This window comes from Deltaproteobacteria bacterium (assembly GCA_016210005.1).
GTDB lineage: Bacteria > Desulfobacterota > Binatia > HRBIN30 > JACQVA1 > JACQVA1.
Window position 1 is genome coordinate 1 of sequence record JACQVA010000047.1, and the last position, 19,313, is coordinate 19,313.

12 protein-coding genes are annotated in these 19,313 nt (G+C 63.8%); 5 read left to right on the forward strand and 7 right to left on the reverse strand.

Annotation, left to right across the window (positions count from 1 at the left end):
- Positions 1-364: 364 nt before the first annotated feature.
- The 3 genes from HY699_05405 to HY699_05415 are packed head-to-tail and all read left to right on the forward strand — an operon-like array spanning position 365 to position 9,354.
- Entirely contained in the window at positions 365-2,023 is a 1,659-nt protein-coding gene (locus HY699_05405; GenBank protein ID MBI4515237.1) for a hypothetical protein, read from the forward strand.
- Positions 1,981-3,861 carry a hypothetical protein gene (locus HY699_05410; GenBank protein ID MBI4515238.1) on the forward strand — a complete coding sequence of 627 codons (1,881 nt, stop codon included), beginning with the start codon at positions 1,981-1,983 and terminating at the stop codon, positions 3,859-3,861. Before HY699_05405 ends, HY699_05410 begins: the two co-directional genes overlap by 43 nt.
- Positions 3,862-9,354 (forward strand): DEAD/DEAH box helicase, encoded by a 5,493-nt coding sequence (locus tag HY699_05415; protein ID MBI4515239.1) that lies wholly within the window; start codon positions 3,862-3,864, stop codon positions 9,352-9,354.
- Between the two features lie 90 nt (positions 9,355-9,444).
- On the opposite strand, the gene HY699_05420 is transcribed toward HY699_05415, so the two are convergent.
- From HY699_05420 to tldD, 5 genes are all read right to left on the reverse strand, one after another.
- A complete protein-coding gene (locus HY699_05420; GenBank protein ID MBI4515240.1) occupies positions 9,445-9,753 on the reverse strand; it encodes a hypothetical protein in 309 nt (102 codons plus the stop codon).
- A gap of 15 nt (positions 9,754-9,768) precedes the next feature.
- Positions 9,769-10,038 carry a hypothetical protein gene (locus tag HY699_05425; GenBank protein ID MBI4515241.1) on the reverse strand — a complete coding sequence of 90 codons (270 nt, stop codon included), beginning with the start codon at positions 10,036-10,038 and terminating at the stop codon, positions 9,769-9,771.
- A 352-nt stretch (positions 10,039-10,390) separates the two neighbouring features.
- On the reverse strand, positions 10,391-10,807 hold the full coding sequence (locus HY699_05430; protein ID MBI4515242.1) for a GFA family protein: 417 nt from the start codon (positions 10,805-10,807) through the stop codon (positions 10,391-10,393).
- A 72-nt stretch (positions 10,808-10,879) separates the two neighbouring features.
- Entirely contained in the window at positions 10,880-12,232 is a 1,353-nt protein-coding gene (locus tag HY699_05435; protein ID MBI4515243.1) for a TldD/PmbA family protein, read from the reverse strand.
- A 14-nt stretch (positions 12,233-12,246) separates the two neighbouring features.
- Positions 12,247-13,695, reverse strand: coding sequence for a metalloprotease TldD (gene tldD, locus HY699_05440; GenBank protein MBI4515244.1), 1,449 nt, complete (start codon positions 13,693-13,695; stop codon positions 12,247-12,249).
- Positions 13,696-13,792: 97 nt separating this feature from the next.
- Between tldD and HY699_05445 the strand changes: the two genes are divergently transcribed.
- On the forward strand, positions 13,793-14,017 hold the full coding sequence (locus HY699_05445) for a hypothetical protein (protein MBI4515245.1): 225 nt from the start codon (positions 13,793-13,795) through the stop codon (positions 14,015-14,017).
- A gap of 24 nt (positions 14,018-14,041) precedes the next feature.
- Here HY699_05445 and HY699_05450 read toward each other — a convergent pair whose 3' ends face one another.
- The gene (locus HY699_05450; protein ID MBI4515246.1) at positions 14,042-17,299 is read right to left on the reverse strand and encodes a VCBS repeat-containing protein; all 3,258 of its coding nucleotides are present in this window, start codon (positions 17,297-17,299) and stop codon (positions 14,042-14,044) included.
- 336 nt (positions 17,300-17,635) lie between these two features.
- Here HY699_05450 and HY699_05455 point away from each other — a divergent pair, with 336 nt between their 5' ends.
- A complete protein-coding gene (locus HY699_05455; protein ID MBI4515247.1) occupies positions 17,636-18,658 on the forward strand; it encodes a DHH family phosphoesterase in 1,023 nt (340 codons plus the stop codon).
- Between the two features lie 18 nt (positions 18,659-18,676).
- Here HY699_05455 and HY699_05460 read toward each other — a convergent pair whose 3' ends face one another.
- Complete coding sequence (locus tag HY699_05460) at positions 18,677-19,153, reverse strand: DUF1232 domain-containing protein (GenBank protein MBI4515248.1); 477 nt, start codon at positions 19,151-19,153, stop codon at positions 18,677-18,679.
- Positions 19,154-19,313 lie beyond the last annotated feature (160 nt).

Below are 19,313 nucleotides of genomic sequence, written 5' to 3' on the forward strand. Positions count from 1 at the left end.
CTGGATCGGGCTGCCACGCATGGACGACATCGCCGAGTTCTTCAAAGTCTTTGCCAAGCTTGCTGAAGGACCCTAACATCTCACGTCACCGTGTCCAGCGAACACTTCTCGGGCAGGATCAGGCTGGCTCACGAGAAAGCTGTAGAAGGTCGCGCTCGACTGGCCGACCATGTACTGCAACAGCGCTTCCGCCTCAAAGGAGCGGGAACTTCCACGTCCCGGTTACCTTCAGGGTGATAGTCGCGGTTCTTGACGCTGGAACTCGTGGCGGAGTAGGAGTGCTTTCTCTGCCGAAGACGGGTCGAACCAGTTAGAAGGAATCAGACACGGAGATTGTGGTTATCGGTAGCCTCCCAAGACGCTCATGGAAAAGATGCTGCCCTTCGACTGCTTTCACAGTCCGACGACGGCCCGGGATCTCGTCGAGTCAGTGGCCGCCAACGTACGTGAGGCCGCGGGAAGGATTGATGGCCGCCGGTTTCTTGGAGCGTTGGGCAGTAGTGAAGCCGACCTTGACGAGATACTCGACTGGCTGAAACAAGGTGGGCAGAATCGTCGTCGAGCTGTCTTCTGCGACGACGCCATCTCCGGGATTGACCGGGCGGTGTTCTTTACGTGGTTGGCGTCCGAATGGGCCTACTTCTCGTGGGTGACGGACGACCGAAACTTCTGGCCGCGCCTCATCCTGGACGTCTTTGGCGAGCAGTTGTTGCCGTTCAGTGACATCTACGAGAGGCTACGTTTGGGATTCAGCGAACTCAAGCTCGGAAACCACCTCGACGACGCCGAGACTGCCTGGTGCTATGTCGAGTCGCTTCGGAGGCAGAATGGTTTCCCGCGGGCTTGGTGGGATTGCGTTCATCGAATCGTCCAGGACCACAAGTACCATCGGGACGCGCAGGGGAACTGGGCGACCCTGTTACAAGAGGAGGGGGACTGGTCTCGGAGCTTTGCCCACGCTGCACGAAGGTTTCCCGAGGAGGTGAACGCGTTCTTCAACGCCGCGGGCGAAGCGATCGTCACTCGCTCGGCCGAGCCGCTCAGGAGACTCAGCCACGCCTTCGCCCGCGAACCGGACACCCTTGCTGAGTATCTCAACGGCAACAAGCAGTTTCGGAGCTACGTGGAGATGCTGCGCACGCGCAGAGCGCGACGCCGGGCTGCGCGTGTTCGGCGATCCAGCAGTCGGTTCTGGATCGACTCTGTCGAAGTTGGGATTGCCGCGTTTGAGCGCGGCGGTCGTTGGTCCATCAGCTTTGCCGCATTTCTGCCCAATATGATCCCGCGTGAGGCGCTCCCCTATGAGATGGCGAACGCGACCGCGCTGACGCTGTCGGCCCATGCTGGCGACTCCAAGTCAGACGAAGTGCGTTACGACTCCGGGGAAGACGGCCTTCGCGCCCGATTGCCTCCCCCGTTCGTGCTTTTGAGTTGGGAAGGAGATGGGCGCGAAGGCCTAGTTGCGCGTGCCGCGCTACCGGACACCACCCGACGGGAGGCGGAGGTCGCAACATTGCTTGCCGCCAACGAGTTGCCCGCGATGTTCTACGTGGCGGATGCCCGACGCCAGGGCTTCTATGTGCCGGCTCCAACGCTCCCCGATCGGATTGAGGTCCCGGAGGGAAAACACGTGCTCTTGATGCTGCGGCGCGAGATGGAGGACATCGAGTGCGAACCAAAGCCTCTCGCAGTCGTGAATCTGGGGCTGCCTACACTGTCCGTGTTCTCTCTCCGCCCACTCCTACCTGCTATGTTGGGGTTGGCAAGGACCTCTGGGAGCTCGTCGCAAAGGCGCCGCTTCCGGGCGAGTTCTTGCTTGATGGACCACGACTCCGTGAAACGATCGGGGACCTCACCTTCACGAGCTGGCCACACCTGCGATGGGAGGGCTCGGGGCCGGTCCGCGTTCGCGGTCTTCGCATTGTGCCTGCGCCGGAGGCTGCGAACCATCGGTTTCCGAGGCGCCTCGTGGCGGATGGAGTGCAGCTCGATCCCGGGCGTTCCTTGGATCTCGGCGAGCTGACGTTCAAGGTCGAAACGGTTGCCGACGATAACTCGGCCCGGCTCCCGCGTGAGTTTGTCGGGAGGGCGCTGCTTCGGATCGATGTCGAACAGGCGTCCGAGCGGTGGGCGCTGGCGTACTCCTTCAAGGTCATTCCCTATACGGAACTCTGCCCGGGTCCTGTTGAGATGGAGGAGACATGGCGACTACCCGTGCAGGTGGTCGCCCGCGGCGTCGAGACGCTCGAGTTGACGCCGCGGTGGGAACGCACGGCCGGCGGTGTTGTGAAGGAGGAGACTTGGGAGGCGAAGGAGCAAGGTTACGAAGTGAGCCTTGAGGCATCGGTCCCGATTCAGGGTTCGCGCTTGGTGTGCCGACTCCGGTACGGCTTCCATGGACAGCTTCCGCGGGATTTCGAGCCAGGCTTCGCCATCGACTTTGAGTGCCCACTCCAGGGCCCCATTGGATTCCTCCTCGATGCCTCCGCTCAGCCCAAGGCTGTTCGTCCTCTCGGTGCCGCAACTGCTCTTCGCGTTGGCGACCTGGTGATGCACTCTCTGGTGCTTGCAGACGGTGGGTCAACCGACGGTGCCAGATTCCATCTGAGTCTGGGAGATACGCGACGGCCGATGTCGAGTGGTGAGATTGCGCTCGCGCACGTGCGCCAAGAGATTCACACGCTCTGCCGCCAGCGTGGCAGAGTGACGGCGTTCCTGGAGGCCCCCGGCGAACCGCGGTGCGCGTTGTTCACCGTTCTTGCGGACGAGGCCGCGATCGACCCGACAGAGCAGCCATGTCGTCCGGGGCCGCGACTTCAGGAGTTGGCGCTTGGCGAACACGACGATGTCGACCTGCGGTCCGTAGCTCAAGCCGTCACGGAGAGCCTCGTCTGTTCACCAGCGGAGCACTCGCCGTGGGAGAAGAGTTGGCCCGTCATTGCCCGCCTGCGCCTACGAGACTTCGCCGCTTGGGAACCTTCACGCGAGATCGTCGATGCTTATCAGGAACTCACAAGTCCAACCCGTCTCGCGCTGCCGTGGCTCTGGAAGAGCTGGGGGCTCCATCCGGAGCGTGCCCAAATGGACCTCGCCAAGTACCCACTGATCTCGCGCCTTGTCGAGCGGCTGGAGACCTTGGGGCGCAGCCAAGGTTTTGCGTTTCTCCCCGCATTGCTCGTCGGCGCTCAAGACTTCGGACTCGACAGGATACCGAGGCATGGCTGTGCCCGGATGCGCTACCTGATCGCCATGCTCTGCACCGGATGCCATTCTTCGATGACATACCGAGCGCTGTCGACGAACAGCATCCCGACGGGCCCGCGATTACCAGGCCGCGAGAACGTGAATGCCCCGTGGTGGGTCAGCAAACCACAGGACCTGAAGTACCCCCTCGCGTGGGAGCTGTTCCGGGTCGGGCCGGGCGAACGCGATCTTCGAACGTTGAAGCTCTGTCGCAATGTGCAGATCGACGATCGGCGGTCGGAACACCGCGAAGATGCTGGCGAGGCCGCACCCGACCTGACTTACAGCGTGATCGACCTTGAGCAGCACTTGTTTGAGATCAAGCATCCTGCCCGCTGGGTCGTCCGAGCCGCGCTCGCGTGTAGCCAGGAGTGGGCGAGATACGTCGTCCGCGGTGACGACTTCGCCGCTCTGGCCCCAATCCTCGATGCATTTCACCTCGTGTGTAAGTGGACCCCCGTTCTGACTCGGGCACTTTGCATCGACGCGGTTCTTCACGAGATGGACCGCCATGAGGTAGGCTGGCCAGCATGGGACGCGTGTCGGAACGACGGCCAACGTGATCTAAGAGCCTTTCCGGAGCTATGGAAGCACCTGAGGGTGGCGCAGGTGAACTGAATGCCCGAACAGCTTGACGCGATCGAGCTTCTACAGGCGCTCAGGGACCGCTTCAGCGAGTACGTGGTCGATGCCTTTTCGCCGAGAGATGCTCAGCTTCGTAGCGCGCTGCGCGGGATGTGGCGCGGAGAGCAGGGAAGCGAGCCGGGATCGTACGGGCTCATCTCCCAGCCCCTTGTGGAAGCGACGTTTCCATTCGAGACGGAGGGCACAACTCTCGAGCAGTTGACCGCTCAGGGGCAGGTACCCACCGAACTCGTTGAGCTTGCCCGAGCCGGAAGCCAACGCAGTGACTTGGTGCTTCGCCCTGACGTTGACCTCTTTACCCACCAACTTTCGGCACTTCGAGCAGCACGGCTACACGTGCACGGCAGCGCTCGTCCCAACATCCTCGTCCAGGCCGGGACGAGCTCGGGAAAGACCGAAGCGTTCCTTCTCCCCCTCCTGGCAGAGATCCTCGACGAGCCTCCCGAGATACGCCAACAGCCCGGTGTGCGAGCCGTGCTCATGTACCCGCTGAATGCGCTTGTGAACAACCAGGTCGAACGGCTCGAGCAGTGGCTCGACCGGGAGGGCCTTGGGATCACCGTTGCTCACTACACCTCCCAACTCGATGAGACGTATCGCGAGGCCCGCAAGGCAGGCAAGAAAGACGCCCCGTGCAAACTCATCTCGCGGGAGCAGGTCCGGGGTCAACGCCCGCGGGCGACCACGAGCGCCCCTGTGGGCCCTCCGCATATCCTCGTTACCAACTACAGCATGCTCGAATACATGCTCATCCGGCCCGCCGACGGACCCATCTTTGACGGCGGCAGATTGCACACGATCGTCGTGGACGAAGCCCACGTTTACTCCGGGACAATGGCAGCGGAGATCGCGCTCTTGCTTCATCGCCTGCGAGAGCGCTTCGGCAAGCGGGCCAGCGAAGTCAGTCACTACGCGACATCAGCAACGCTGGGGGGAGCCGGCAGCGAAGAGCAACTTCGGACCTACGCGAGCCGGCTTTTTGGAGTCGCACCGGAAACCGTATCGGTTATCACAGGCAACCGGCAACAGCCGCAGATACCGCCCCGGAAACTCGACGAACGGGTTCATGTCTCGGCTACTGACATCGCGGCCAACGTGCGGTCGCGACGTTCGGTTGAATTGCACGCAACTGATGATCCCGACTCTCCGTACGAGACAACCCACCGCCGCGCAGATCCATCGGAGTGTGACGCAATCCTAGCGGAGCTGCGTCCCCTTGCACGGGCCGACAGGGAGTTGCGCTCGTGGTGGGATGAGAGCGGTGGCGACCTTGCGCGACTCTACGACCGTGTGCTCCGGTCTTCGCCGCTGGCCTGGCGGATGCTCGACGACCTGTGCATGGCCGGCGGCGCCGTTGCGCTCGACGAGCTAGCTCGCTCCCTCTTCCCGGAGGCGCCACGTGCCGATCGGCTGATGGCGACGGCTGTGCTTCTCCGTCTCGGCGGCTCGGCTCGTTCGGACGTCGGTTCGCCGTTCCTCCCCTCTCGGCTGCACGTGTTCGCGCGGGGCCCCGTAGGAGCTTACGTGTGCATCCGGTCCGGCTGCGACAAGAGCGGCCTGACGTATCCGGGTCTCGGGAGCCTGTGGCCCGAGTACCGAAGTATGTGCAGCTGCGACGCTGTATGCCTCGAGCTGCGCATTTGCCGAGGCTGCGGCGAGGATTTCCTTGCCGGAGAGAGGAAGCCCACTGGGGATGCCCTCGACAACTTGGGTGGGATTGCCCCTCCGCCAGCCGAACCTGCGGACGGGACCACCATCGACTTATTCGTTCCCAGCGAGCGCAGCTACTCGGCATCATCCATGATCAACGGTACCGACATCGGATTGCAGGTGTTCAATGTAAGCCCTTCCGGAGATGTTGCTGAAAATGGGGCTCGGCTCCAGCTCCTCTTTCAACAGAGGCGCGAGGGCAACTCGCGGACGACTACGCGATTAAAGAAGAGCAGCCTCGCAGAAGCACTGTCCGGGCTTTCTGGCGCCGCGGCCCAGTCGTACACCAGGCTTCCGGCCTGGCCTCTCTCGCTGTGCCCCGCGTGCGGTCGATCAGGGGCAGACACCATTCAGAGTCTCCGACTCGGTTCAGCCGGTTCGCTGGCGGTGCTGACCGACATTGTTCACGATCACCTCCCCGACCTGCGAGTGGAGGGAGATACTGCGTGGCGACCAGGCAAGGGGCGTCGGCTCCTAGTCTTCTCCGACGGGCGCCAGGAAGCGGCGCGTCTGGCTCCCTACATCGAGGATACCCACGAGTTGATCTCGGTTCGACGCGCGATCTGGCGTTATCTGCAAGCACGCGCTCCGCAAGAGGGACTTGAAGACGAAATCAAAGAGCTCGATGCACTGCTTCGGCAAGAGCCAACGGCGGTCGCCCGTGCTGCGTTCGAAAGAGACCTGACAGAAAAGCGGGCGGCGCGGGAAGGACTCCGGATCGAGGATGTGGCGCGTGCCCTCGCGAGCGACAAGGTCATCGCTCGAGAATGGCGGATCTGGGAGAAACTCCCGGACTGGACACGACGCCCCTTGGAGCTCCCGAACCTTGATGAAGACCCATCGAATAGGCTGCGGGAGTGGACCGCAAAGTACGAACGGGCAGCATCTCAGGAAGCCGGTGGACGCCTCCGGCTCGTGCGCGAGCTCGCCCGGCGTCCGCCGCAGCGGGCCAATCTGGAAACGCTCGGACTCGTCGAAGTTCGCTACCCGCGAATCGAGGAGCTATCACCTCCCAAAACCTTCGCCGAGGCGTGGGGCTCGCGGCCGAGCCCCGCCTTGGCGTGGCAGTCGTTCCTCGCACGTTGTCTGGACACGCTTCGGACAGACGGAGCCGTCGCAATTCCTGAGGGTGTCGACGAGGACGACCCATCGCTCGGTGAGGCGCGGCTCAACAAGGTGTGCCGCCTCACGTCAGCCGATCCGATTCTCGACCTGATCGAGTCGGTACAAGTCATCAACTTCCTTTCGCTCCCCAAGGGGTCCCCCAACCGGCGTACGCACTTCGCGATCCGCCTCGGAGAGCGTCTACAGGTCCCCAATCCGGAGACTTGGGCGCGGAATGTCCTCTGCGACGCCTACGGGCAGCTCTGCGGGTTGGCCGGCGGTCCCGTCGCCCCAATTCGGCGGGCCGCGTATGCAGCAGAGGCGGACGGTCTGCAGGTCGTTTTCGCCGAGCTAAGGCTCCGCCCGTTGACGACCTACCAGCGATGCGACCAGTGTGGTGTGGCTTGGCCCGGTTCACCACTCGATGTCTGTCCCACCTCGCGATGTACAGGGAAGCTTCGCGACACTCCGGGTGATGACCGACATGCCCACCGGCGCGAGAACGCCACGAAGGGAGAGCGTCTCGGACTCTGGACTGAAGAGCATTCAGCGCAGGGTGAGGTCAACGAGAATCGTCGCATCGAGCGCTGCTTCAAGATGGGCCTCGTGAACCTTCTCTCCTCAACCACAACGATGGAGTTGGGCATCGACATTGGCGGGCTGTCGGCGGTGCTCATGTCGAACGTGCCGCCGGCGCTGGCCAACTACGTCCAGAGAGCTGGGCGTGCCGGCCGCCGTTTGGATGGAAGCGCGTTGGCGCTCACCTTCGCGCGCGACCAACCCCATGACCAGCTCGCGTTTCAAGAGCCGCTGCAGTACCTGAAGCAGGAGCTACGCGTCCCCAAGGTCTTCCTCGATCGGGAGCGCGTGGTGTTTCGACACGCTGCAGCGATCTTGCTCGGTTCCTTCTTTCGATACACTGATGTCCAGCCTATAGGCGGCAACCCGTTGGGCGCCTACGGCGATGTCGGCCGATTCTTCGGCCTGAGGGGGCTCCGCGATCTCGACGAAGACGGGAAGCAAGTCGCAGTTGTGCCGGGGCATCGCATCAGTCTCCACGTCGCTGATGGCACGCGCCGCTCAGCGACCGTCTCCGAACTCTTCCAGAAGTATCTGTCGCATCTCGTCTTCGAAACCGAAGAGACCGCTTTCCAATTCGACCGCCCAGCGGTGCTTGGTGCCCTCGCCAAGTTGCTCGAACGCTTCGAGACAGACGCCCCCTTGGAGACGACGCTTGAAGCATTCTTCACGTGGTCACGTACGCTCATCGCCGAGGTGGCCTCTGGCATTCAGCGGCGCGAGGGCATCCTCGTCGAGGAGTTGCTGCGAGCCGCTGGTGTGAAGGAGAAGGAGCCGATTGCCCATTCCTCGACGACCAGGGCTCTGGCCCATCAGCTCCGACACCTTCGCAGGAACACCCTGATCGGCTATCTTGCTGAAAGGCAGTTCCTGCCGCGATACGGCTTCCCCATCGATCTCGTGGAGCTTGAGACCTTCGAGTACCGGCGGGAAAGGAGACGCCACCCTGACCAGACGCCGCGCGTTCTCGTCCAGCTTCAACGAAACCTCGACCTGGCGCTCAGCGAGTATGTGCCCGGAAGCGAACTCATTGCCGGGAAGCTGATCTACCGAAGCGCCGGCGTGCAGAAGCATTGGACAGGCCGCAAGAGCCAGACGGAGTTCGCGTCCGGGTGGTATCGTATCTGCTCCTCATGCAACTCGACGGATGTCGCCGAGCCAGGAGCGATGCCAGCGGCCACTCCCTGCGTGGTGTGCCAATCCACTGATAACGTCTGGAGGCAGTACCTGAAGCCTGAGTTCGGATTCACGGTGGACGCGAGCGTGGCCCCACGGCGGGCATACAGGCCCGAGATGGCCATACGAGGTGGGGTCGCAAGTCTGCGCATCAACGATGCGGGGCTTCGACGGGAGCCCACAGCGCAGGAGGGCTTCCAGCTCGCGTATGTGCCGGACGGCGAACTCTTCTTCTACAACGAGGGCCGGTACAGAGAAGGCTTCGCCCTCTGCTGGATGTGCGGACGGGCTGAGAGCGAGGATGTCGGCGCGGACCCCGCGGATCCAAAGAGCTTGCCCGCGGAGCTTGCCCCAAGCACGGGCAAAGCGAAGAAGAAGTCCGACCCCAATCAGGTGCCGACCATCGGACGCCATCGGGTCCCGTGGAGCAACTTGCCGTGTGGGAACGAAGGGCCGCGCTATGCGAGGAAGATTTCGCTCGGAACGACAATCCGCACCGACGTCCTGCGAGTCAGGGACGACGGCAGGTTCGGACCGACCTTCATGGGCGATGTGGGTTTCGCGCGAACCTGGATGGCTGCGCTGCAGACCGCGGCCACGCGCTTACTCCGAGTCGACGTGCGCGAGATCGCGGGCGTACTCGTGCCGCGGCGGTTGGATGAGGGGAAAGTCTTTGACGTCGCGCTTTATGACAACACCCCTGGGGGCGCTGGCCACGTCGGTGAAATCTTCGACCACTTCCCCGAGTTGCTGCAGCAGATCCGCTCCCTCCTCCGCGGCTCCGAGAGTCACGATCGGACTTGCGGCGGCGCTTGCCAAGCGTGCCTGATCTCATATCAGACGCAGCGTTTCGCGAAGTCTCTCGACCGCAGAGTCCTCCTTCGCGCGCTTGGCTGAAGACATCTGTCATGCGATGAAACAACCAGTTGTGGACCCCGACGAAGGCTCATCGGCGAGCACTTCGAGTGGCGCGTGCAGGGAGGCCGTTTAGGTTGAAACCAGGGTTGGGTCTTCTGGGTGCGGGAAATCGTCGTACCAGAAAAGGCGCTCGTTGTTTCGGTAGACCTCATACCCGTAAGCCGTGATCAAGGCAGCCGCAAAGTCGACTTCTTGGCGAACGCGCAGCCGGAAGCCGCCTCGAAACAAGACCTCACCTTCCGCGGTACCCGTGTAAGGGCTGTCGGACCAGACGATCACGGTGGAGCGGAGCACCTCGGGTTGATCCAATAGCTCGGCGGCGAAGCGGCTGTACTCGGTGAGGGAGGAAAGGGGATTGAGCGGGTTCGCAGCTGCCATCCGAGTGATGGTGGCTCAGTATGCCGGGTGAAAGCGTAAGGCCTGCACGACGTCGTTCTCTCGGATCTGCTCGTCGTAGCTGCGTTTGCGCCGCAGCCATGTTTCGTAGATCCCCTTCCAGCGACTGAAGTCGGCGCGGCTCTCGTCGTACTCGTCGAAGTGAGCCAGCTTGACGGTCGTCAGCGCGGCGTAGAAGTCGTGACTGAGAATCCCGTACTTCTCCTCGTAGAGCGTGAGACGCCGCTCTAGCTGCTTCATCTCGATGACCAAGTCGTGAATCTGCATCGCCAACCCCCGCTGCGGCCAAGCCGAGCACACCGAACCAGAGGCTAACCCAGCTTGCTGCTGCTACGCAAACAGCGAGGGTGACGGTTTTCGATGGGTGCCGGCTAGGTCGGCAACAGCGGCTTCGAGAAAAGAAATGAAGCGCCGGCGGCCGCGATATCGAGCGTCCGTGGCGCCGTTGGTGTTGTGGCTCGGTGCTCCTCGTCGCCGCATCCGTCCCTTACGCTGTCTCAACGATGACCTTGCCGGGGCTGCCGGCGTTGCCGCTTGTCTTCGACGACTATCCGCACGTCCCGGTTGAGCGCCGTCAGAAACCGCACGAGGCGCTCGATTGAGAAGTCGTCGGCGATCTTCAGCCGGCTCCGAAGTTCTTGGCGAATTTCGCGAGATCGTCGTGAAATCCGACCCACGGCGGTGCGCTGTCAGTCCAGATGTGCGCACTCGGCTGCAACCAGCTGGGATCGTCGAGGGTGGCGACCTTGATCCCCAACAGCGACGTGGTGGCGGCGTTGCGCGCGAACAGCGGCGTGCCGCATTGCCCGCAGAAGAGACGGCTCACCATGGTTCCGGAATCAGCCGCCACCGAGAAGGAAGCCGGGGAACCCTCGACCGACACGCTTTCCTGCATCACGACCAGCACACTCGAGCTGGCACCGCCCGAGGCATACTGGCAGTCACGACAGTAGCAGTGCACGAAAGCCGCGGGTTCGGCGGTACAGCGATATCGAATCGCCCCGCAGCGGCACCCACCTTCGAACGGAACCGGCACGCCGACCTCCTCTCTAGTTGCCACTGGGCCGCGACGACCGCGCGTTCTTCCTGCTAACTTCCTGCGGCCGGCCTACTGCCCGGCGACGGTCATGCGAGCGATCTTGATGGTTGGTGCGGACACGGCGTGGCGCAACTGCAGGTCGTTGCCGATAACTTCCAGGCTGCGGAACATATCGAGCAGATTGCCGGCGATGGTGATTTCCTCGACCGCGTAGGTCAGCTCGCCGCCGGCGATCCACTGGCCGACCGCGCCGCGGGAGTAATCGCCGGTGACGGGGTTGACCCCCATGCCGATGAGTTCGGTGACGTAGAGCCCTTCGCTGACGCTAGCGATGATCTCTTGCGGCGACTCGGAGCCGGCCACGGGAAAGAAGTTGGCGGTGCTGACGTGGGGTGCATCGGCCACCGATCTGCCGGCGTTTCCGGTGGTGCGACTGCCGAGTTTACGCGCTGAGTAGCTATCAAACAGATAGTTGGCGAGCACGCCGCGCTCGATCACCGCCGTACGCCGCGTGGCCACGCCTTCGCCATCGAACGGTCGTGACGCCAGGGCACCCACGAGCGTGCCGTCGTCATAAATCGTCAAGAACTCGGGCGCGATCTGCTGGCCTAACTTGCCGATCAGGAACGAGCTGCCTTTGTACAGCGAATAGCCCGAGACGGCGCCGGCCAGGTGGCGCAGCAAGCTGGCGGCGGTCTCGGGGTCGAACACCACCGGCACCTCGCAGGTTTGCACCTGCCTGGCGCCGAGCCGGCGCAGGGTGCGCGCAGCGGCGGTTTGGCCGACCGCTTCGGGTGAGTCCAAGCGGTTCAGCTTGCGCGCGGAGGAGTACCAGTAGTCGCGTTGCATTGCGCCCTCGGCTGAGGCGATCGGTACCACCGAGAGCGAGAAGCCGGAGTCGCGATAGCTGCCCGAGAACCCGGCGCTGGAGGCGTAGACCACGCGATCGTAGCCGGCGCCGAACTCGGCGCCTTCGGAATTGGTGATGCGCGGGTCGGCGCTGCGGGCGGCGTCTTCGGCGCGGCGCGCCAACTCGATGCCGTGCTCCGGCGTAACGGTTTCCGCTGCCGGGTCATACAGGTCGAGGTCAGGAATGGTGCTCGCCAGTTCGCCCGGCTCCGGCAGGCCGCCGAACGGGTCGGGCGCGGTGATCCGCGCCAGCGCGCAAGTCTCGGCGGCGAACTGCTTGAGGGCGCGGTGACTGAAGTCGGCCGTCGCCGAGATCGCCGTTGACTGTCCGACGAAGAGGCGTAGGCCGAGATGCTTCTCGCGCGCGTGTTTGAGCTTTTCGATCTCACCCAAACGTACGCCGACGCTGAGCGAGGTGCCCTCGGCCACCACCACATCGGCGGCATCCGCCCCGGCCCGCTTGGCCGCGGCCAGCAAGCTCTCGGCAATCTCTTCCAAAGGCTGGGCGCTCATGCCGCACTCCGCACTCAGGCGCGGGTACCGCCTACGGTGATTTCATCAATACGGATGGTGGGGAGACCAACCCCCACCGGGATCGACTGCCCGTCTTTGCCGCAGGTGCCGATGCCTTCGTCGAGGCGCAAGTCATTGCCGACCATGCTCACCCGCTTGAGCGCCTCCGGTCCGCTGCCGATCAAGGTGGCGCCCTTGACCGGGCGCGTGATCTGACCGCGCTCGATCAGGTAGGCCTCGGTAGCGGAGAAGACGAACTTGCCGTTGGTGATGTCGACCTGGCCGCCGCCGAAGTGCGCGGCGTAGAGCCCGTGGTCGACCGAGCGAATGATGTCCTCGGGCGCCGAGTCGCCCGCGAGCATGAAGGTGTTGGTCATGCGCGGCAACGGAATGTGGGCGAAGCTCTCGCGGCGGCCGTTGCCGGTCAGCGGCAATCCCATCAGCCGCGCGTTCAAGCGGTCTTGCAAATAGCCGCGCAGGATACCCTTCTCGATCAGCACCGTACGGCCGGTCGGAATGCCCTCGTCATCGACGTTGAGCGAGCCGCGGCGGTTGGCGATGGTGCCGTCGTCCACCACCGTACAGAGCGGCGAGGCCACCTGTTCACCGAGGCGGCCGGCGAAGGCGGAGGTCTGCTTGCGGTTGAAATCGCCTTCGAGGCCGTGCCCGACGGCTTCGTGCAGTAACACCCCGGGCCAGCCGGGACCGAGCACCACGGTGAGCGTGCCCGCCGGGGCGTCGACCGCGTGCAGGTTACGCAGGGCTTGCTCAGCGGCGGCGCGGGCCAGCCGCAGATGCCGATCACCTTCGGTGATGAAGCTGAACTCGACGCGCCCGCCGCCGCCGTAGGTGCCCTGCTGCCGCAGCGAGCCCTCTTCGGCGATGCAGGTCACGCTCAGACGCACCAGCGGCTGAATGTCGCCGACGATGAAACCGCTGGAGCCGGCGATCAGCACCAGCTTGTGCTCGACGCCGAGCGCGGCCAGGACGTTCTTGATACGCGAGTCGAGCCGGCGGGTGACGACGTCGATCTGATTGAGCAGCGCCACCTTTTCGCTCAAGGCGATCTCGATCGGCGGCTCGGCGAGGTGGTAGAGGTCGTGCGTCGGGGCCTGCCCGCGGATGGCGACCGGTCCGGCCGCGTCGCCGGCTTGCGCGATCGCCTGGGCGGTTCGTGCCGCTAGCTTGATTTGCTCGACGGTGACATCGTCCGAGTGCGCGTAGCCGGTCTTGTCTCCGGCAACCACGCGCATGCCGACGCCTTGCGAGACGTTCTTGTTGGCTTTCTTGACGATACCGTCTTCGAGGCTGAAGCTCTCGCTGGTGCGGAACTCGAAGTAGAGGTCGGCGTAATCGGCCCGCCGCGCGATCGCGCCGCCGACGGTCTGCTCGAGCAGCCGTTGGCTCAGACCGAAGCGCTCGATAAAGAAACGCTCGGCGGCCGCTGATTCGGGATCACTCATGCACGCGCCATCCTTGCTTTCGATTTCCCGACCTGGATAGCATGCCGCCACTGGGTCAGCCAGCCGTGTCTGCCAGCAAGCGCGCGAGAGTGAGACGATGCTAGCCCTGCTCGATCAGTTGTTCAGGCAAATGATCGAGCAGCAGGAGCACAAGCTGCTGCGCTTGGCACGCGAGCTGGTGCCCGACCTGACACCCGAAGACCTGCGCAATCCGCACGACTTCCCCGCGCTGGCGCGCGACCCCGGCTTCAACTACGAGGACGGCTTGCTCGCCGGTTTGCGCAGCGCCCAAATGGCCGTCCGGGCGGAGTTGCGGCGGTAACGAACGAGCGCACTCAGCCCGGGCTCACGGCGTGCACACGAAGATGAGCATATCCAAGTCGCGCTTGCGCTCGTCCGAGACGACGTTGGTGAGCAATATCCTTCGTCCCGCCCACTTGCTCGCGGATCGCACCAGCAGCGGCACGGGAATCTCCATGGTCGGTGCGCACTCGTCCCAACGGCCGGTCCTGAGCGTTTCCAGGGCTTGACCGAGCCTGGTGCGCACCGCAGCGGTCACGGGCGAGCGGCCGGCATCGCGCGCTGATGGCATCATCACGCTGTAGCTTGCGAGCGTTGCCGGTTCGCACCGCGCCCGCAGGCTCAGGTCGTTGACGTTTGCGCACACGGTAACGTGGAAGGTGCAAGTCCCGGACACCCCGCCGTCGAAGTCGCAAGACGGGTCATTGTCGCGACAGGTCTGTTTTGCCGAGAGCCGTCCGCTGCGGTCCAACTTGGGCGAATTGTTGGGATTCACCACCACCCACTCCGCGAAGCAGTCGGTTGCCGCCCAGCCGCCGCCGGGGATAAATTCACGCCGGCAGCTTTGCGAACAGCCGTCGCCATCGGTGGTATTGCCGTCTTCGCATTCCTCGCGGCACGCGGTGTTGACGATGCCGTCGCCGCAGATGGGTGCAGGATCGAGCGTGCAGCTGCTCGAGCAACCGTCGCAGTTATTCGTGTTGCCGTCATCACACGCCTCGCCGTTGTCCGGCACCGCATCACGACAGCGGGCGTTGCGGCAGCTGGTGCGGCAGGCATTGGGCGCCGTGTCACTGTTTAGCCCACCAGCGTCGCATTCCTCACCGCACGCGCTGTTCACTATGCCATCGCCGCACAGCGCGCCGATCTCCCGCCGGCAGGTCGCCGAGCAGCCGTCGCAGCTGGTATTGTTGCCGTCGTCGCACTCCTCACTGGGCTCAAGGCGGCCATTGCTGCAGCCGCCGAGGTTCATAAACACGGCGTCTGGACGCACGACGTCGAGCAGCCCGTCGTGGTTGACGTCGGCGAGGATAACTTTGCGCAGGACGCCGGCGTACTGCTTGCGAAAGATACTCGGTGATCCGAGCCGACCTGCGCTGTCCGCGGGGAGCACGAGAAGTCCGCAGTTGGTGTCGTGCACGACGATCGCGCGCTGTCCTCGTCCGTCCAAGTCGGCGATGCCGATGCCTTGAGGGGAGCATTCGCCCGGAAGCGGATAACGCTCCGGAGATAGAAAGCCGCCCCGGTCATCACCCCGAGCAACTACAACAATAGCGGCGCCGGCGTCCCAGTCGTAATCAATCACGGCCAAATCCGCGGCCCCGTTGCCGTCGATATCCCCCAGCGAAACGCTCCCGGCATAGAGGTTTGACAGCAGCCCCATCGGGACACGGACCCATTCTCCGAAATCGCCTGGGTTCAGAAGGACGCTGACTACGCCGGTGTCGTCACCACGGATAATCGCAACGTCCGGCAACCCGCTGCGATCAATGTCTGCCACGTCCATCGCCGTGATCCCGGGACGGTCGAGATAGTCGTCGGGATCATGAAAGTAACGCGGAATACCTTGCCGGGCGATGTCGAAATAGAAGCCGACACTGCGACCCCCAGCCTCGGCGAACGCCAGATCCATCGAGCCGTCGCCATCAAAGTCGGCGGCGGCCACAGCCGTGGCCAAGTCGCTGAGCCGGCGAGCGAGCGCGAAGCGCCCCTGCCCATCGCCATGGAGAATTGAGGTGACTCCGATACTGGCCGTAGCAAGGTCGATCAAGCCGTCGGCGTTGAGGTCGGCCGCCACAATGGCTAGCGGTGTCTCGTAGTCGCTCAGTTGATAGGTTGTCGGACCCGACCAACCGCCGCTGCCATCACCGAGCCAGATCGATACGTTGGCTGAGCCAGAATTAGCCACTGCGATATCCGCGTGGCCGTCGCCGTTGAAGTCAGCTACCGCGACGCCACCCGCGTAGATGCTGTCAAACGCTACCGCCGGCTTGCCGGGGCCGAACCGGCCCGTGCCATCACCGCGCGAGATGTTCAGGCCCGGATGGCGCACGGTGACCAAGTCCAGCAGGCCATCGCCATCAACATCGGGAAGCTGATCCTGGAAGTCGCTGCCGTAAGGGAAGGAACCACCACTGTCCGGGGAGAGGATAGGACTGCCGAAACTCCCAGCGCCGTTGGCGAGATACACCTCGGTGGCCTTCGGATCGCGCATGTAAGGGTAGAGAAACGACGTGAAGGGATTGCGGGAGGTCAGCACCACGTCATCTCGCCCATCGCGATTCAGGTCAGCAATCACCTGGTTCACCAGCCCGCGTTGGAAGCCGACCGACTCGGGCAGTCGCGCTGGGGCGGCGAACTGACCGCTGCCGTCGCCAAAATAGACCGCGGAAAACCCGCCCACCTTACCGGCGTCGGGATCTGAACGGTGAGCGGGATCCTGTCGAATGTAGTCGAAGCGTACCAGCAAGTCGCGCCGGCCGTCACCGTTGAGATCACCGGCCACGATGTCGAGGGGATGCGGATAATCCCCCACTACTTGATCCGATGGAGGGGTGGGTGCCGGCAATAGGGCAGGGGGCTCGAAAGCTGCCGCAGGGCCCGTTAGCCACACCCGTACGGACTGCAGACTGCGCGTCGCCAAATCCGTCCGCCCGTCACCGTTAAGATCGCCCCCGTACCCAGGCCTACCACACGGTCCGGACGGAAGCACACTCGGCGCGGCAACGGCGAAACCCCCGATTCCATCGCCTAGGTACGGCACGATCTCCACTCGCGGGTCGAGGCCGCCATAGTAGTAGTTGCAGACTAGAAAATCGGCAAGGCCGTCGCCGTTAAAGTCGCCGACGCTGGGCGACCCTCTACCAACGCCTGGCCCGGCGGGCCCGAGGCCGAAGCTGGCCTGAAAGCGGCCTCCCGCTTCGCCGAGGAACACCCTAATAATCGAGCCCTCATCCGGAGGTATCGGGTCGTCAGCACGAACAATCGCGTCGAGGCGGCCGTCCCGGTTGAAGTCAGCCGTGAAGATCGCCCGAAGAGCCAGGCGATCGTCAGCCGCCTGATAACAAGCCGAGAAGTAGTCTGACCCGTTTCCAGGCAGAACAAATAAGCCGGTATCAGCTCCGACGAGGATGTCTGGATATGCGTCCGAATTTATATCTGCAACCGCCCCGACCACCGGATAGGCAATCCGATTCGGAAGATCCACAGGAAAAAATGCCGGTGGCGGACCGGCGGCGAAGCTACTTGGCGTGCCCATCACCATGAGCACTGCAACTCCCAGCCCCCTGGTCGTTCGCGACATGATGTCCCCTTTCCGGTGCAGCCGCCTGCTCCGGCGCCCCACCGAGCGGGAAATCAACCAACTAAACGGTCGATTGAACACACGGCGGGACCGTGAGACCCGCTGCCCGCATGAAAGCAGCAACTGAGCAAATCCCTAAGACCTCGGTGCCCTCCTGATTCGCTAACCGAAACAAAAACGCGAGTGAACTCTACTCCGCCATGTGCGCCAGTGTCAATCGAAAGTCGCCATCCGCGGCCATCCGGCCATCCGCAGCAGTATGGGCGATGGCGGGTACCCTTCGATTCGCCGCGCGCGGTTGCGCCGCCGCGGCGCGGCGGACTATAACCGCCCCGTATGGCCAATAGCTCGGGCAAGGGGATGGTCGGATCCCTCCTCGAAGTTGTTGACCGGCCCGGTCCTCTCGTCATTCTGCCCCACGACAACCCGGATCCGGACGCGCTCGCCAGCGCTGCCGCGCTGCAGTACATCGTGCGCCAGCGGCTGGGGAAGGACTCGGTGATCGCCCTGGGCGGCATTGTCGGCCGGGCCGAGAATCGTGCCATGCTGAAGTACCTCAACATCAACCTGGTGCCGGTAGGTGACCTCAGCTTCGAGCCGGGCACGCTAGTGGCGTTGGTCGATACCCAGCCCGGACGTAGCAACAACTCGCTGCCGGAGGGCTTCATTCCGGCTGTCGTCGTCGATCACCACCCGGCGTACTGTGACACGCACCTGGTGCCGTTCTTCGACCTGCGCGACGAGTACGGCGCCACGGCGTCGATTCTGACCGAGTACTTGCAGGAGTCGCGGCTCGAGCTGGAGACCAAGATCGCCACCGCGCTCTTCTATGGCATTGCCGCCGAGACCCAAGATCTCGGACGCGAGGCCACCGCCGCGGATATTCACGCCAGTCAGTTCCTCTATCCGCACACCAACAAGCGGCGGCTGTCGAAGATCGAGAACGCGCGGGTGCCGCGCGAGTACTTCCGCGCCTTTCGCGACGCGGTCGAGAAGGCCGTGATCTACGAGAAGGTGGTGATGTCGTGCATCGGCGAGGTGCGCTACCCCGACATGGTCGCCGAGGTCGCCGACTTCCTGTTGCGCCTTGATCAGGTCGAGTGGGCGGTGGCGATGGGATACTTCCAGAGCGCCTTGTACGTGTCGCTGCGCACCACGTGCCGTGACGTCAATGCCGGTGAGCTGCTGCAGAAGGTGCTCGGCAGCCACCACGCCGGCGGCCACGATCAGATTGCCGGCGGCCGTATCCCGGTCAACGAAGGCGGGGTGGGCGCAGAAAAAGCCGCGGTGCAGGTGAAGGAGCGGCTGCTGCACGCCCTCGGCATTCAATCGTGCAGCGCGGCGGACTTGGTCGGTTGAATCCCGCCGGCGTTGATTTCAGCCACGTGTGGCCACCGTCAGCACGGCGTCGGTCGCAATCCCCTTGAAGGTGCAGTAACGCTCCAGCCCGGCGGCCCCCAGCGCGCATGCCAACTCCAGTACCAGCGCGTCGTCGCAGGTGCCGGCGCCGGCGATGAAATCCGGGATGGCATCGATCGGCTCCAGCCAATAATAGAGCGCCGCCGCCAACAAACTCACGGTGTGATACGGGATCTGCGGGCACACGCGCTTGGCGTGATCACGCAACAGCTGCAAGGCCACCTCGAGTTGGCGGTGAAAGCGGGCATGGCGCTTGCCGTCCCCCGCGGCCTTGTCACGCACCTCGCGCGCACGCGCCAACAGTGAATCGACGTCCGCCGGAGCAATGCGCGCCGCTTGTTCGAGCAGGTACGCCTCGACCTCGATGGCCGGCAGCAGCTGCGCGGGTGATTTCGCCGAACGCACTCGCTTGGGATGAGCGGGAGAGTCTGGCATGGCCGCAGCAGACTACGACCGGACAGGCGAGTCAAGGGCTTGCCGGCCGCTAATCAGGCGCGGGTGTGCGACAAGTCTGTGGGTAACGTGCAGCCGACCGGGCAAATCCTCTCCAGTCTGACAGTACTGTGTACTGTCCGGCCGAGGCCCATGGCCGAAA